Raw genomic sequence first — 17,545 nt, forward strand, 5'->3', positions numbered from 1 at the left:
TCATATATCCCATTTATCATCATGTTGCGAAAAACTAAAATTACCTGTCTGTTTTTTCTGATTTTATTGTCAAACGTATTTGCTGCAAATGCTGCTAAGTTAGATTTCTATCAGATTAAAATTTACCATTTAAAAACCGATGCACAAGAGCAAACTGTAGATAACTATTTACAAAATGCCTACTTGCCTGCCTTGCACCGAGCCGGAATAGCAAAAGTAGGGGTGTTTAAACCAGTTATAACTGATCCTGCTGCGGTTACAGAAAAGCTGATTTATGTATTTATTCCTTTAAAATCATTTAACGGGATTTTAGATCTTGATAAAAAACTCGCCAAAGATCAGCAGTTTGCAACTGATGGTAAAACTTATCTGGATGCCGCCTATTCGGATGTGCCTTACGAAAGGTTGGAATCAATTGTTTTAAAAGCTTTTGAAAACGCACCTAATTTTATGTTGCCAAAGCTAAAATCTCCGATGAAAGAGCGGGTATATGAATTAAGAAGTTACGAAGCCCCAACTGAAAAATACTTTCAGAATAAAGTCCAAATGTTTAATAAGGGAGATGAAATAGGACTGTTTAAACGACTTAATTTTAATGCAGTATTTTATGGCGAAGTATTGTCTGGCAGCCACATGCCAAATCTGATGTACTTAACCACTTTCGAAAATAAAGCAGATAGAGATGCCCATTGGAAAGCTTTCTCAGCCGATGATTATTGGAAAAAACTGTCTGCAATGCCAGAGTACCAACATAATGTGTCAAAAAATGATACGAAATTTGTTTACCCAACCGATTATTCTGATATATAGTCAAAACTTTATCATCAGCGGAAAAGTTCCTCTTTCACAACCATAAGTAAAAATCTTTAACGGTAAAGTTGAGTAGCCTAACAACCTCTATACTTAAATACCGTCAAAGATTTCTATTCATTCTTTTTTGGACAGCTTGTTCAGTTTCATTCATTGATTTTTTTTAAAAAGCATTTTCTGAATTTTGTATATCATTTTGTCAGATATGTGGAAGGCTTTTTTTTCTTTGTTTTTACTGCTCATCCTATCGTTCGAACGTTTAAAGGCACAGCAGGGATGTTTAATCGGTACAACAACCGGAGGTACATTTTACATCGATACTTTTTTAGGTTACTATCAAGTTAGCGGACGCCAATATCAAACCTCAGCACCAGCGTGCCCAAGAGTTCAGTTACTAAGCAGAGTGGGATCGTGTCAGTTTGTACTGTTTGGACCAGAACATGATTTGTATACCTATACTTTTGTTACCGCAACATCGTCGCCTATTGCTTGTCCGCTTACTGAATACATATTATTACTTTCGGGCTTTTATGGTGCATACAGGTTAAGAAAATATAAAATTTATATGGTAGCACAGCGTTGTGATTAATTAATAACATTAAAACAGCAAGGTAATTAGCTGCTTCAACAAGCAGGTATTAAAAAACCTCCTTGTTGGTTTTGCCCAATAGTACCAACTGATTAATGGCATCTTCAAACTTGCTAAAATCAAGCGGCTTAGGTAAGAATTTACAGTTTTCAGCAAAAACATCAATGGCATCATTAGTCTCATCTCCTAAAATAACCACGAACTCGAAACTGTTTTTCAACATCCGGGCTACATCAATTCCTGATAAATCCATCTGGATATCTAAAAAAAGAAAATCTACTTTTCCATAGCTCCAAAAAGCGGCCATTGCATCTACCAAATCTGTAAAACTGCCTTTTAATTCGAGGTTATTTATTTTAGAAATAAACTGCTCTAATAACGGCTTGCTCATTCGGCTATCATCTATAACTACACAGCTATAGGACTGGGGTACTGAAAGTTTCATTAATAGTTGTTTTATTAAACTTATGCAAAATGCTTGCCACTTGAATAAACTTCGGCGTTTTAATAGCGTTAAATTGCATGGCTAGGCCTTTTGGTTAATTTTATACTATACAAAGGCTTAAAGTATTTGCTTGCTTCTCTTCTAAATTTTCTAATATGTAGGAGTTAAACCTAGCTGATTGCATTGTTTGAGCATTATTCTCATATTTAAACTACATCTTATAACTTAAATCAAGGAGAGCCTTAACTTAAACTGTGTTAAAATTTTTACATAGGGCTAGTACAATATGCCGCTCGCTGATGTATTGGATACAGTATACAGCAGGACAGTTGATAATGATAGATCGTCATTTCGACCGCAGTGGAGAAATCTTTGAACATGGTTTAGTAGGCTAACGCTCGTTTCAACGAGCGTTGAATAACAAATCGTTTACAAYGATATMATCGTAGAGCTAKTTATGCACTTTTGAGAAACGAGCGCAAGCATATTTTTTTTACGCTAATAATYTRYTATAGATCGTCATTTCGACCGCATGTGGAGAAATCTTTGAACATAGTTTAGTATGCTAATGCTCAATTCTTGCGATCAGACAAAAAACATACCCTTTCCTGGTAAAAAATTAGATAGGCAAACGATTGCGCGGTTTTTGTCATTACAAATAAACCATTTCCATTCAGGTGTTTGTTAACTTTATCCTACAGCAGCTAAATCAGTTGCTCAACTGAAAACACATAACCAAATTTTAACTGTAAATGACCCTATATCCTTTTTACAAACGCTTTAATACTATAAATCCCTCTAAACTTGTTTTGATTTTTGTATTTTTTCTAAATACCGCTCCATTGTTTGTTTCGGCTCAGAAAACTAAGCAGGAAGCTCAAAAAAATACAACAGTACTCAGTGCAAAAAAGATCAATACCACAACAGTAGAGCTGTTGCTTTCAGATAATCAGCGTTTAACGTTAGATTTTTACGGAGAAAATATTTTTCGCCTCTTTCAAGACCCCGAGGGTGGCTTTATCCGCAATCCTGAAGCAAAGCCCCAAGCAAAAATTTTGGTTGAAAATCCACGTAAACCCGTTTCAAAGCTTGTTATTAAGGATGAAAACAATCAGCTGTTTATAACTACGGCTAAGATTACTGTGCTTATTGATAAAAATAGCTCACTGATTAAAATTATTAACCTGGCAACACAAGCTGTGGCGGTAGAAGAACTGAGTCCGATCCAATTTGAAAAAGGACAGGTTACGCTTAGCTTGAAAGAAAACCCTGAGGAATATTTTTATGGAGGCGGTGTGCAAAACGGACGTTTTTCGCATAAAGGTAAAGCCATTGCTATCGAAAATCAAAACAGCTGGACAGATGGGGGAGTTGCTTCCCCAACACCTTATTACTGGTCTACCAATGGATACGCTGTAATGTGGCATACTTTCAGTAAAGGGAATTACAACTTTGGCGCAAAAGAAAAAGGATTGGTGAAATTAGTTCATAACATGGATTATCTTGATGCCTTTTTTATGGTAAGCGATGGCGCTGCTGCTTTATTGAACGACTTTTACCAGCTTACAGGAAACCCGATTTTACTTCCCAAATTCGGGTTTTACCAAGGACATTTAAATGCATATAACCGCGATTTTTGGAAAGAAGATGAAAAAGGAACCTTATTTGAGGACGGCAAACGGTATAAAGAAAGCCAAAAAGATAATGGAGGAATAAAAGAATCACTTAATGGCGAAAAAAATAACTACCAGTTCTCGGCACGTGCAGTAATTGATCGCTATAAAAAAAATGACATGCCATTGGGTTGGTTATTGCCAAATGATGGTTACGGTGCTGGTTATGGCCAAACACAAACATTAGATGGTAACATTCAGAATTTAAAAAGCTTCGGTGATTACGCACGTAAAAACGGAGTAGAAATTGGACTTTGGACACAATCTGACCTTCATCCAAAATCAGAAATAAGTCCATTATTACAACGAGATATCATTAAAGAAGCCAGAGATGCAGGCGTTAGGGTTCTAAAAACAGATGTAGCCTGGGTTGGAGCAGGTTATTCATTCGGATTAAACGGTGTTGCAGATGTTGCGCAGATCATGCCTTATTATGGCAATAGCAGCAGGCCGTTCATTATATCATTAGATGGATGGGCCGGTACACAACGCTATGCAGGCGTTTGGTCTGGCGACCAAACAGGTGGAGTTTGGGAATACATCCGTTTTCATATTCCTACTTATATCGGCTCTGGCTTATCAGGTCAGCCAAATATTACTTCCGACATGGACGGCATTTTTGGTGGTAAAAATCCAACCATTAATACGCGAGATTTTCAATGGAAAACCTTTACCCCCATGGAATTAAACATGGATGGATGGGGTGCCAACGAAAAATATCCTCATGCACTGGGCGAACCTGTTGCATCCATTAACCGCAATTATTTAAAATTAAAATCAGAACTCATTCCCTATACCTATAGCATTGCCAGAGAAGCTGTTACCGGCCTTCCAATGATCAGGGCTATGTTTCTGGCATATCCCAATGCCTTTACAAAAGGCATTTCTACCCAGTACCAATACCTTTATGGTCCATCTTTCTTAGTTGCACCGATTTACCAGGCAACGAAATCAGATGAGCTTGGAAATGATATCCGCAATGGAATTTACCTGCCAGAGGGTATTTGGATTGATTATTTTACGGGTGAAAAATATACCGGAAACTGTATTCTGAACAGTTTTGCAGCCCCTTTATGGAAACTCCCTGTTTTTGTTAAAAATGGTGCAATAATTCCGATGGCAAATGCAAATAACAACGTTTCTGAAACTAATAAGGCAAAAAGAACCTATGAGCTGTATCCTTTTGGAAAAACTGAATTTACAGAATATGATGATGATGGTGCAACAGAAGCCTATAAATTAGGTAAAGGTGCATCAACTTTAATCACATCAGAATTAGATGAAAAGAATAATGTTACAGTCACTATACAACCCACAAAAGGTGATTTTGAAGGATTTGTTAAGGAGAAAACAACCGAATTTGTTGTAAACCTGACCGAAAAAGCAAAAAGGCTGACTGCAAAAATTGGAAACAATAAAATCAAATTAGCCGAAGTAAGCTCAAAAGATGAATTTTTGAAGCAAACAAACGTATATTTTTATGATGCAGCACCAAATTTGAACCGTTTTGCTACAAAAGGAAGCGAGTTCGAAAAAGTTGCCATTGTTAAAAATCCTCAATTATTGTTAAAACTTCAGTCAACCGATATAACAATCAGCCCCGTTACATTGAATATTGATGGCTTTAAGTTCGAACCAACAGATAAACAACGTGTTGGTTCAGGAAAATTAATTGCTCCAATAAATGCTGCTGTAAACGAGAAAAACAGGGAAGCCTACTCGTTAAGCCCAAGCTGGACTAAAATAAACAATGCCGATTTTTATGAAATCGATTTTAATGGTATGCACTACACCACCATTCGGGATACAGTGCTATTGTTTGATGGATTATCGCCAGAAACAGCGTATACCTTTAAATTGCGTGCCGTAAATAAAGATGGCTACTCAGATTGGACCGAATTTAAAGCAAGCACCAAATCCAATCCTTTACAATTTGCAATTCAGGGTATTGTTGCCGAAACTACAGCAGAAAATCAGGGCGGTTCGGAAATTGATAAACTTTTTGATTTTGATGAAGGCAACATGTGGCATACCAAATGGGGTGCAAAGGCTGTTCCTTTTGATATGATAATCGACTTGAAATCAGTAAATCAGCTCGGAAAATTTCAATACCTCCCGCGTTCAGGTAGAGGTAATGGAATATTGTTGAAAGGAAAAGTTTATTATAGCAACAATAAAGAAAACTGGGTAGAGGCAGGTGCATTTGAGTGGGCAAACAATGGAGATGTGAAAATATTTAATTTTAGCACACACCCAACCGCACGTTACATTAAAATTGCTGTGGCAGATGGTGTAGGTGGTTTTGGCTCGGGGCGCGAACTTTATGTATTTAAAGTTCCAGGTACTGAAAGTTATCTTCCGGGAGATATTAACAACGACCGTTTAATTGACCGAAATGACTTAACCTCTTATACCAATTATACTGGGTTAAAAAAGGGCGATGCTGATTTTGAAGGTTACATTAGCAATGGCGACATTAATAAAAACAATTTGATTGATGCTTACGATATCTCAGTTGTGGCAACTCAGCTTGATGGCGGTATAAGTAATGCCAAAATTGATAAAGTAGCAGGTAAATTGGATATTAGTACTGCAAAACAGGTTTACAATAAAGATGAAATTATCGAAGTCAAAGTAAAAGGCATAAACCTTAAATCAGTAAATGCATTAAGTTTTGCATTGCCATATTCTGCGCAGGATTATGATTTTATAGGTGTACAAAATGTAAATGTTAAACAAATGGAAAACCTAACAAACGATCGCCTGCATACCAATGGTGGCAAGGTTTTATACCCAACTTTTGTAAACATCGGTAATAAAGATGCTTTAAATGGATCAGCAGATTTATTTATAATAAAATTAAAGGCAAAACGTAAGCTACAATTCGGATTAAAGCTTAGTGAAGGCATTTTAGTAGATAAAAACCTCAACTTTGTTAAGTTTTAATACATAAGGATTGTAGTTGGAGGATGCTAAAACAGAATTAAGTACAGAAATACCTTTCGAACAATGAGAATAAAAGGAGTAGAACCAATCGTTTCTGCTCCTTTTTATGTAACAGCAATAATTGATTACAAAAACTTTGCTCGATAGCTTACTGTCTGCAAAAATTAAACGATAATTGATCACTGTTTAGCCTGAAATTCATGCTACTCAGAATGATGACTGAATTATTCCAGAATCAATATCATCTAAATTTTCACGCTAAAGAATTGTTGGTTAACAGTCAACAAATTGATTTTAATAAGGCTCCGAAAAATAATTTTAAATGCCGGCATCGAGGTTTTTTGAGCTGGCAATCCTCATTTTGCATGTAAATTCACTTATAAAAGTGTAATCTGACCACAAAACACACTTAAATCCTTCGTTTAAATCCGAAATGCACTACTTCAGGGCTCAAAACACAAAATTGAGAATTCAAATCTGAAGATCAACTTCATTATAACTTCATAAATATGCATTTATTTCGCTTTCGAATTAAATCATTGCGTAACCAAAATTTATTGAAGTCAAATTGTATTCCGCCTTGCGGTATTATACTTTTTTCATCAAAAAATCGGTTGCCAACCGAAACTAATTAGAGAAAAAATAAATCAGATTTAACCATTCAACAAAAAAAAATGAAAAGAGTTGTCATATGCTTAGGCTTGTGTACTTTGCTTTACGTAACGGGTTGTACCTCGAAAAAAGAAGAGAAAGAAGAAGTAGCTACTTATGCGGTAACCACGCCGCTAAGAATGGATACTTCGTTTACCAAGGAATATGTTTCGCAGATTAAATCTGTCCGGAACATAGAAGTTAGGGCCCAGGAAAAAGGGTACCTTCAGAATATTTATGTAGATGAAGGCCAGCATGTAAAAGCAGGTCAGATTTTATTTAAAATTATGCCTAAAGCAGCTCAATCAGAATTGTTAAAGGCACAAGCTGAAACCAAATCGGCAGAAATCGAACTGGAAAACACCAGGATGCTGTCTGATAAAAACATTGTTTCGAAAAACGAACTGGCCATGGCCAAAGCAAAACTGCAATCTGCAAATGCAGAAACCTCGCTGGCAAAATTCCATTTATCAAATACCGAAATCAGGGCACCATTTGATGGTACTATTGATCGTATTCCATTAAAGTTAGGAAGCTTGGTTGATGAAGGCGCATTGTTAACCAGCTTATCCGATAACAGTCAGGTTTTTGCATATTTCAACGTATCAGAGCCAGAATATTTAAATTATCAGCGTGCGGCAAAAGCAAAGGGGCAGCAAGAAGTTAGTTTATTATTGGCCAACAACGAATTGTTAAAATCGAAAGGTAAAGTTGAAGTTATTGAAAGTGAATTCGACAACGAAACCGGAAACATTGCTTTCAGGGCCAGATTTAATAATTCGGATAACCTGTTGAGAAACGGCGAAACCGGTAAAATCCAAATGGTTGTTCCACTAAAAAATGCTTTGGTGATTCCACAAAAAGCAACCTACGATATTCAAGACAAAACCTATGTGTTTGTGGTTGATAAAAACAACAAAGTACACTCTAAGGTAATTACCGTTGCTGGCGAACTTCCTGATTTGTACATCATAGGAGATGGCATAACATCGGAAGATAAAATCTTGCTCGAAGGTGTGCAGAAGGTTAAAGACGATGATAAAATTGCCTTCAAATTCCAGCAGCCTCAGGAAGTGATGAAACAATTGAGATTGAAAACAGAATAATCTAAACCCTCCCATACTTATTTTATGTTTAGTAAATTCATACAAAGGCCCGTCCTTTCTATAGTAATATCGCTTATTATTGTGTTTCTTGGTGTGTTGGCCATTAGCTACCTCCCGGTTACACAATTCCCCTCTATTTCTCCGCCTAAGGTTAACATTACGGCAGAGTATCCTGGGGCAAACAATGAGTTACTGATTAAATCAGTTGTTATTCCGCTCGAGCGCGCACTTAACGGTGTACCGGGCATGAAATATATTGCATCAGATGCAGGTAATGATGGTGAAGCCTCTATCCAGGTGGTATTTAACCTTGGTACCGATCCTAATCAGGCTTCACTTAACGTTCAAAACAGGGTAGCAGCAGTTACCAATAAACTCCCGCCTTTAGTGGTTCGTGAAGGGGTAAAAATTACCCGAGAAGAGTCGAACATGTTAATGTACATTAACTTGTACAGTAAAGACCCTAAAATGAACCAGAATTTCTTATATAACTATGCAGATATCAATTTGCTTGCAGAGTTAAAGAGGGTTGATGGTGTAGGTTTTGCAGATATTTTGGGCGATAGGGATTATGCAATGCGGATTTGGCTAAAACCCGACCGTATGCAGGCTTATAAAATCTCAGTTGATGAGGTGATGAAAGCGCTTGATGAGCAAAGTTTAGAAGCCTCGCCAGGCAAAACCGGTGAGAGTTCTGGTAAACGTTCGCAGGCTTTCGAATATGTGTTAAAATATTCAGGTCGTTTTAGCACTAAAGAAGGTTATGAAAACATTATCCTGAGGGCAAATGCCAATGGCGAAATGCTCAGGTTAAAAGATGTGGCCGATGTAGATTTTAGTGCTTCAGCTTACAATTTATACTCTACATTAAATGGTAAAGCATCTGCTGCAATTGTTTTAAAACAATCTTATGGTAGTAATGCAAGTCAGGTAATTAAGGATGTAAAGGCTAAAATGGCCGAAATCAAGGCAAGCTCTTTCCCTAAAGGTTTAGATTACGAAGTAAGTTACGATGTATCTAAGTTCCTCGATGCTTCAATAGAAAAAGTAATCCATACGCTGGTAGAAGCTTTTATTTTAGTGGGCCTGGTGGTGTTTTTATTCCTTGGCGACTGGCGATCTACACTTATTCCGGCTATCGCCGTTCCAGTTTCATTGATCGGAACCTTTGTGTTTATGCAGTTTTTTGGCATTACACTTAACTTAATCACGCTGTTTGCATTGGTATTGGCCATTGGTGTGGTGGTAGATGATGCGATTGTGGTAATTGAAGCGGTGCATGCCAAGATGGAACATGATCGGAAACTTTCGGTACTAAGGGCTACACAAGAAGCGATGAAAGAAATTGGTGGGGCCATTATCGCCATTACCTTTCTTATGGCATCGGTGTTTATTCCGGTAGCTTTTATGTCGGGGCCGGTGGGTATTTTTTACCGCCAGTTTTCCATTACCATGGCAACGGCCATTATCCTTTCGGGTATTGTAGCATTAACACTTACGCCGGCTTTGTGTGCCATTATGTTGAAAAACAATCATGGTTCCAATAAAAAGAAAACAATTATCGATCGTTTATTAGATGGTTTTAACAATGGCTTTGCTAAACTTTCGGGTAAATACGAATTGGTATTGACCAAAGTGGTGAGCCGTAAAATTTTAACCTTTGGAATATTGATTGCTTTCTGTTTGGGTGTTTGGGGCTTAAGCGGAAGTGTACCTTCAGGTTTTATACCGAACGAGGATCAGGGTATGGTGTATGCCATTATTCAAACGCCTCCTGGATCTACATTGGAGCGTACCGACCAGATTGCTGAGAAATTGCAGAAAATGTGTGAGGACATTGATGGTGTAAAATCTGTTTCATCTTTGGCCGGTTATGAAATTCTTACCGAAGGAACAGGATCTAACTCAGGTACCTGTTTAATTAACCTGAAAGATTGGAGCGAACGTAAACATTCGGCAGTAGAAATTATCGAAGAACTGGAAGAAAAATCGAAATCCATTCCAGGTGCTACAATCGAGTTTTTCCAGCCACCAGCAGTTCCCGGATATGGTGCCGCAGGAGGTTTTGAGCTCCGTTTATTAGATAAAGCAGGAAGTGGCGATTACAAAAAAATGGAAACCGTTGCCAACGATTTTGTAAAAGAACTCAATAAACGCAAAGAGTTATCATCTGTATTTACTTTCTATAGTGCAAGTTTCCCTCAGTATATGCTGGATGTAGACAATGATATTGCACAACAAAAAGGCGTAAGTATCGATAACGCGATGAACACCCTGTCTACCTTTGTAGGTAGTAATTACGAAACCAGTTTTATTAAATACGATCACCAGTATAAAGTAATCGTTCAGGCATTGCCTCAATATCGCGCTTTACCAGAGGATATTTTAAAGCTCTCGGTTAAAAACGACCGAGATGAGATGGTTCCATTTTCGGCCTTTATTAAAATGCGTAAAGTGTATGGTTTATCGGAAATTACCAGGCACAATATGTACAATGCCTCCGAAATTAGTGGCCAATCGGCTCCAGGTTACAGTTCAGGAGAAGCCATTAGTGCCATTACAGAGGTAGCTAAGAAATCGCTACCAAGAGGTTTCGGTATAGATTGGGCAGGTATTTCTAAAGATGAAGTATCAAGGGGCAATGAAGCAATTTACATCTTCCTGATCTGTTTAGGTTTCGTATACCTTGTACTTGCAGCACAATATGAAAGTTTTATTCTGCCACTTTCTGTTATCCTTTCCTTACCAGCAGGTATTTTCGGTGCATTTTTGTTTTTGAAATTATTAGGATTAGAAAACAACATTTATGCGCAGGTAGCCATGGTGATGTTAATTGGTTTGCTCGGGAAGAACGCGGTACTGATTGTGGAGTTTGCTGCACAACGGCATGCCCAGGGGGCAACGGTGTTAAAAGCGGCAATGGAAGGTGCCAGTGTGCGTTTCCGCCCAATTTTAATGACCTCTTTTGCCTTTATTGCCGGTTTAATTCCATTGATGATTGCTTCCGGACCCGGTAAAATTGGTAACCGTACCATAGGATCGGCAGCTGCAGGCGGTATGCTTTTCGGAACCATTTTCGGGGTAATTGTAATCCCTGGGTTGTATTACATTTTCGGATCAATAGCAGCAAAACACAAGCTGATCAAAATTGAAGAAGAACATCCATTAACTGAAGAAATTGAAGATAATGTTTAAGAAAAATATTTATAAAGGCCTTGGCTTGGTGTTGTTATGCACCACATATACAGCATGCAAATTGCCAGAAGTGGCCCAACGCGCCGAAAATAAAGCTGTACCTGTTACCTTTAACGGTTCGCAGGATACGGTAAGCACAGCAGGCATAAAATGGCGTCAGTTTTTTACTGATCCTAACCTGATCAACCTGATCGATACCGCACTTAAAAATAACCAGGAGCTGAATATTACGCTTCAGGATATTGAAATTGCGAAAAATGAAATCAAAGCAAGAAAAGGAGAGCTTTTGCCAAGTGTAACTTATGGGGTAGGTGCAGGATTGGATAAAGTTGGCCGTTACACCAGCTCTGGTGCAGGCGATGCCTCTACAGAGATTACACCTGGCAAAGAAGTGCCTGAGGTATTGCCCGATTATCATTTTGGTTTACAGGCCAATTGGGAAGCCGACATCTGGCATAAATTGCGCAATGCAAAAAAGGGTGCAGTAAACCATTATCTTGCAACTGTTGAAGGCAAAAATTTTGTAATTACCAATTTAATCGCCGAAGTAGCCAATTCTTATTATGAGTTATTGGCTGCCGATAACCAGTTGGAAACTGTGAAAAAGAACATTGAGCTACAGAAGAACGCTTTGGAACTGATGAAAATTCAAAAACAGGCCAGTAGGGTAAATGAACTTGCTGTGCGTAAATTTGAGGCTGAAGTATTGAGTTCAAAAAGTTTGGAGTTTGATATTCTCCAGAATATTACCGAAACAGAGAATAAAATTAATTTCCTGTTAGGTCGTTTTCCTCAGCCGATTATTAGAGATAAATCGAGCTTTACAGATCTTGTTCCAGCAACGGTGCAGGCAGGATTACCATCGCAGCTATTGGCCAACCGTCCTGATATTAAGCAGGCAGAATTCGAACTTGCCGCAGCCAAATTAGATGTAAAAGTTGCTAAAGCACAGTTCTATCCATCGTTGGGTATTTCGGCAGCAATTGGTTACCAGGCTTTTAATCCTTCCTATTTGTTGAGAACGCCAGAATCTTTAATTTATTCATTAGCCGGAGATTTAGCCGGACCACTGATTAACAGAAATGCAATAAAAGCAGAGTATTCTACGGCAAATGCAAAACAGTTACAGGCGGTATATGAATACGAAAAAAGCATTCTGAATGGCTACATAGAAGTTGCAAACCAAATGTCGAAAATTAATAACCTGCAAAAAAGCTACGATTTAAAGTCTAAACAAGTATTAGCCCTTACCCAATCGATTGATATTTCTAACGATTTATTCAAATCCGCAAGAGCTGATTATTTTGAAGTACTAATGACCCAACGCGATGCTTTACAATCGAAGTTAGAGCTTATCGAAACCAAAAAACAACAGTTAAATGCTGTTGTAGATATCTATCATGCTTTAGGTGGCGGATGGAACTAAGCTTGTTATAATTGCATATTCGTAATATCCTTATATTTCAATCAGGCTGCTCTTTTCGGGCAGCCTTTTTTGTTTTATATAGTCATTTCCCAACCCAAAAGCTATTGGGTTGATTGAGAATCTTAATGCTTTATATTACCAGAGTTGTAAGATCCCCGCATACGCGAGGATGACGGTGTGGCGTAACGTACTCGTCGAATCGTCATTCCCAACCCGATTGGGAATCTTAATGCTTTGTATTACTTGAGTTGTAAGATTCGCGCCTGCGAGAGGATGACGAGAGTGAAATAAAATACTAATCGAATCGTCATTTCGACCGTAGTGGAGAAATCTTTGGATTTAATTGATACTCACTTTAAAAGATTTCTCGGCTACGCTGCGCTCTGCTCGAAATGACGACTAGAGAAATAAATCGTCATTCCCAACCCGATTGGGAATCTTAATGCTTTGTATTACTTGAGTTGTAAGATCCCCGCCTGCGCGAGGATGACGACAGTGAAATAAAATACTAATCGAATCGTCATTTCGACCGTAGTGGAGAAATCTTTGGATTTAATTTTTAGCTTCTTTAAAAGATTTCTCGGCTACGCTGCGCTTTGCTCGAAATGACGGCCGGATAAATAAAACGTAATTCCCAACCCGATAGCTATCGGGTTGATTGGGAATCTTAATGCTTCGATATTACTTGAGTTGTAAGATCCCCGCATACGCGAGGATGACGACAGTTAAATAAAATATTAATCGAATCGTCATTTCGACCGTAGCGGAGAAATCTTTGTATTTGATTGTTTACTCACTTTAAAAGATTTCTCGGCTACGCTGCGCTTTGCTCGAAATGACGACCGGGTAAATAAATCGTAGTTCTCAACCCGATTGGGAATCTTAATGCTTTGTATTACCTGAGTTGTAAGATCCCCGCCTGCGCGAGGTTGACGGTATGTTTATCCGGCCATTTTTGCATTATTCATTTATTTATCATAAAATTTATTTTGCAAACAATGACCTCAACTTAAGGTTGATTTAGTATACACATTTATCAAAATATCTAAAATAAAATGGGAAACAAAACATTTAAATTTGGAAACTTAGAAGTTAACCGTTTGGGTTATGGCGCAATGCAATTAACCGGTAATGGCGTTTTTGGCGAAGTAGAAAATCGTGAAAATGCAATAACTGTTTTGAGGGAAGCTGTTGCAAACGGTGTTAATTTTATTGATACAGCAGAAGCCTACGGACCAAAATATAACGAATCGCTAATTGCCGAGGCTTTATCCCCTTTTCAGAAAGACCTATTTATTGCAACCAAGGGTGGTTTCGATCGGCCGGGACCGAACAATTGGGTTCCTAACGGTAATCCGGAAAAAATAAGACAGGATATTGAAGGAAGTTTACAGCGTTTAAAAGTAGAATCGATTGATTTATGGCAACTGCACCGCATTGATCCTAATGTAAACGTAGCCGAAACACTTGCCCCTGTTGTAGAAGCTGTACAAGAAGGAAAAATCAAATATGTGGGCTTATCAGAAGTAACCATCGAACAGATTAAACAGGTACAGGATATTCTGCCAATCGTTTCCGTTCAAAATTTATATAATCTGGCCAACAGGCAATGGGAAAGTGTGCTTGATTTTACTGCTGAACAAGGTTTAGCTTTTATTCCCTGGTTTCCATTGGCTTCTGGTCCGCATAAATTGGAAGATAAAATCAAAGCCATTGCCGAAAAACATAAGGCTACAACAGCGCAGATTGCACTTGCCTGGTTATTGAAAAGATCATCAAATATTCTATTGATTCCAGGCACAAAATCAGTAGAACATTTAAAAGAGAATTTAAAAGCCATTGAGATCGACTTAACAGATGAAGAATTTGACAGTTTAGCACAATAGTTTGGTTTATTAAACCACAGATGGATACAGATAAGCACCGAGGTTTATTTGTGTCCATTTTTTTTTGGTTTTAGCGTTTCACTATTAACTTTTTTTATCCAATTGTTTTGCCCCGGTTACACAGCCTCACAATTCAGTTTATCGCGCTGAAGAATATTAAATAAAGATTCGCGAACTTTTCAAAGTCAGTTGCAGCCCTTCCAGTATCGAATGCGTACCTTCTACTATCAATTGCGACTGTATCAGCATTGTTTGTGTGCCTGCCAGTATTGTTTGCACCTCTGTCAGTATCAATTGCGGAGGTATTAGCATTGATTGCGTGTCTGCCAGTATCGTTTGCGTCTCTGCCAGTATCGTTTGCGTCTCTGTCAGGATCAATTGCGGAAGTATCAGTATTGATTGCGCCTCTATCAGCATCGTTTGCGTGTCTGCCAGTATCGATCGCGACCTTTACAGTATCAATTGCATCTCTGCCAGTATTAACAGCAAAAAATGTATTTAAAAAGTTATTAAAATTATCACTTTATAAGTATGATATTTAAACATGAAAAAAGTATTCCTATTTACTGCTATTTTATTTTCAATTGTTTTTCAAAAAGCCATGGCGCAAACTGAACCCGAAAATGTACCGGCCGTTTTAAATCATATTGCCGTTTACGTAACCGATTTAAATAAAGCAACCACCTTTTACCAAAGTGTTTTTAACCTTAAAATAATTCCAGAGCCATTTAAAGATAACCGCCATACCTGGTTTACATTGGGGCCTGCCGGACAATTGCACTTAATACAAGGCGCAAAAGGGACTGAGGTTTTCGATAAAAATGCACATATATGCTTTAGTGTTCCATCAGTAGATCAATTTGTGAAAAAACTCGATGCTAAAAACATCCGTTTTGAAGATTGGGCTGGCAAAGAAAAAGGAATCACTTTAAGGGTGGATGGAGTAAAACAGGTTTATTTTAAAGATCCCGATGGACATTGGCTCGAAGTAAATGATGCAAAGTAAATTTTTTACTACGTGTTAACTTTATTTTTGCTTACCACCTATATTTAAGGCAGATCTATCTTGCTTATGAAATTTAATTTGAAATATGCGCTCGTTACATTTTTAATCGCCGGAAAATTTGCTCCTGCACACGCCCAAAATCAAAAAAGTGAAGCCGATTTTAAGGCCGTTATGGAAAAATATAGTGCTGTTGGTGCTTCAGTTGCTATAGTTAAAGCAGGTAAGATAATTTATACCCATTCATTCGGTCTTAAGGATTTAGAAAATAAAACACCTTTGAGTGATCAGGATATATTCAGAATTGCATCGATCTCTAAATCATTTTCGGCAACTTCCATTATGCAACTGGTAGAAGCAGGTAAAATTAACCTGGATGATGATTTTGGCGATCTTGTGGGTTTTAAAATCCGCAATCCGAAGTTTCCTGATCAGAAGATTACTTTGAAAATGGCCTTGTCTCATACCTCGAGTTTAAACGATTCGCAGGGTTATTTAAATCTCGACCTGATTAATCCCGATAAAAATCCAAACTGGGGCAAATGTTATAATGATTACCAGCCAGGTTCCAAATTCGATTATTGCAATCTTAATTTTAATCTTATAGGCACTATTATCGAGAAGAAATCAGGAGAGCGTTTTGATAATTATGTAAAAAATCATGTATTAAAACCCCTCGGACTATATGCAGGCTATTGTGTTGATTCTTTAGACAGTACCCGGTTTGTTAACCTGTATGAATACCACGCAGACACTAAAACGTACACACCATCGCCAACAGCTTATGCACCAAGAAGAACAGAAATTGCAAATTATGTTATGGGTTACACAACTCCGGTTTTTTCGCCAACGGGAGGAATGAAGATTTCTGCCACCGACCTTGCCAAATACATGATCATGCATATGAACTATGGTACAGCCAATGGCGTTAAAATTATAAGTAAAAAAAGTGCAAAAAAAATGCAGACAGCACTTACGCCCGAAGAAGGTTATGGCTTTGCAATCAGAACTGCAGATAACTTGATTCCTGGTGTGAAATTAAAAGGCCATACTGGATCTGCGTATGGATTATATAGCACAATGTTTTTCAATCCGAAAGAAAAGTTCGGTTTCATAATCATCACCAACGGTATAAATGCAACATATACTGATGGGCTTCCCGATTTTAGCAGGGAAGCCATTAATGTTTTATATCAGGATTTTATAAAATAACTCCCTGTTAAAGCAACTTGGATAATCCGTTTTTATGTGTAAAAGCAGTTAAAATTCTAATCGCTGCTTTGGGGTTGCTTACATCTGCACCTTTCTCTTTACGGTTAAATGTATTTGAAATAGGGGGTAAGTCGATCAAATGAGTACAATCAGTAATTGTTTGGCTTTTGAGATTAACGCTTTTTTGACTTTCATTTATCTTTAAACTCATATAATTATTATTGGTTAACAAATCTTTGATAGGTGCTTCCGGATTTAACTTTTTCCATGCTTAAATAGTCTTTCAGGATAGAAAATTCCATGCTTTGAATTGCTTTAACAACCGATTTAAGCTTATCTCCCGTTACGCCTAATCTGGCAGCCCAATAGTTGCGATCCTGTTCATCAGCAATCTCAATAAATTCTTTACGGGCATTCATCGAATTAATTTGATATTCCATTTCTATGATATTTTGGTTAGTATTATTGTAGAAACAGATATTGATCCGATTTGGTTTTGGTGTTTTGTCAGCCGATATTCAAATAAATTATTTCAAGAGACGTTTTGCTTAAATGTTGGTTACACAAGGTTGATATTCATCTCATAATACAAAGGCAAAACTG

The 17,545-nt window shown here is 37.7% G+C and carries 12 protein-coding genes; 9 read left to right on the forward strand and 3 right to left on the reverse strand.

The genetic code is table 11. From position 1 onward, the window contains the following. The first annotated feature begins 21 nt into the window (after positions 1–21). Entirely contained in the window at positions 22–810 is a 789-nt protein-coding gene (locus tag ASE74_RS03985; protein WP_055904506.1) for an NIPSNAP family protein, read from the forward strand. 205 nt (positions 811–1,015) lie between these two features. Continuing rightward, positions 1,016–1,399 carry a hypothetical protein gene (locus ASE74_RS03990; protein WP_055904508.1) on the forward strand — a complete coding sequence of 128 codons (384 nt, stop codon included), beginning with the start codon at positions 1,016–1,018 and terminating at the stop codon, positions 1,397–1,399. Between the two features lie 49 nt (positions 1,400–1,448). Here ASE74_RS03990 and ASE74_RS03995 read toward each other — a convergent pair whose 3' ends face one another. Next, positions 1,449–1,844 (reverse strand): LytTR family DNA-binding domain-containing protein, encoded by a 396-nt coding sequence (locus ASE74_RS03995; RefSeq protein ID WP_055904511.1) that lies wholly within the window; start codon positions 1,842–1,844, stop codon positions 1,449–1,451. Between the two features lie 752 nt (positions 1,845–2,596). On the opposite strand from ASE74_RS03995, the gene ASE74_RS04000 reads away from it, so the two are divergent. From ASE74_RS04000 to ASE74_RS04035, 7 genes are all read left to right on the forward strand, one after another. Continuing rightward, on the forward strand, positions 2,597–6,463 hold the full coding sequence (locus ASE74_RS04000) for a TIM-barrel domain-containing protein (protein ID WP_082458635.1): 3,867 nt from the start codon (positions 2,597–2,599) through the stop codon (positions 6,461–6,463). Positions 6,464–7,137: 674 nt separating this feature from the next. Next, on the forward strand, positions 7,138–8,220 hold the full coding sequence (locus ASE74_RS04005) for an efflux RND transporter periplasmic adaptor subunit (protein ID WP_055904513.1): 1,083 nt from the start codon (positions 7,138–7,140) through the stop codon (positions 8,218–8,220). A gap of 24 nt (positions 8,221–8,244) precedes the next feature. After that, positions 8,245–11,415: an efflux RND transporter permease subunit gene (locus tag ASE74_RS04010; RefSeq protein WP_055904516.1), complete on the forward strand. Its 3,171-nt coding sequence runs from the start codon at positions 8,245–8,247 to the stop codon at positions 11,413–11,415. After that, complete coding sequence (locus tag ASE74_RS04015; protein WP_055904519.1) at positions 11,408–12,841, forward strand: TolC family protein; 1,434 nt, start codon at positions 11,408–11,410, stop codon at positions 12,839–12,841. The genes ASE74_RS04010 and ASE74_RS04015 overlap by 8 nt, the downstream gene beginning before the upstream one ends. A gap of 1,055 nt (positions 12,842–13,896) precedes the next feature. Continuing rightward, entirely contained in the window at positions 13,897–14,727 is an 831-nt protein-coding gene (locus tag ASE74_RS04020) for an aldo/keto reductase (RefSeq protein WP_055904522.1), read from the forward strand. 544 nt (positions 14,728–15,271) lie between these two features. After that, a complete protein-coding gene (locus tag ASE74_RS04030) occupies positions 15,272–15,733 on the forward strand; it encodes a VOC family protein (protein WP_235526001.1) in 462 nt (153 codons plus the stop codon). 66 nt (positions 15,734–15,799) lie between these two features. Beyond that, complete coding sequence (locus ASE74_RS04035) at positions 15,800–16,942, forward strand: serine hydrolase (RefSeq protein WP_055904530.1); 1,143 nt, start codon at positions 15,800–15,802, stop codon at positions 16,940–16,942. A 7-nt stretch (positions 16,943–16,949) separates the two neighbouring features. Here the strand turns inward: ASE74_RS04035 and ASE74_RS04040 are convergent, their stop codons facing one another. Together ASE74_RS04040 and ASE74_RS04045 are read right to left on the reverse strand one after the other, a co-directional pair. Beyond that, positions 16,950–17,153 (reverse strand): hypothetical protein, encoded by a 204-nt coding sequence (locus ASE74_RS04040; RefSeq protein WP_055904533.1) that lies wholly within the window; start codon positions 17,151–17,153, stop codon positions 16,950–16,952. A gap of 7 nt (positions 17,154–17,160) precedes the next feature. After that, on the reverse strand, positions 17,161–17,382 hold the full coding sequence (locus tag ASE74_RS04045; protein WP_055904536.1) for a DUF3606 domain-containing protein: 222 nt from the start codon (positions 17,380–17,382) through the stop codon (positions 17,161–17,163). Between the last annotated feature and the right edge of the window lie 163 nt (positions 17,383–17,545).

It is taken from the genome of Pedobacter sp. Leaf216 (assembly GCF_001421515.1).
Classification (GTDB): Bacteria; Bacteroidota; Bacteroidia; order Sphingobacteriales; family Sphingobacteriaceae; genus Pedobacter.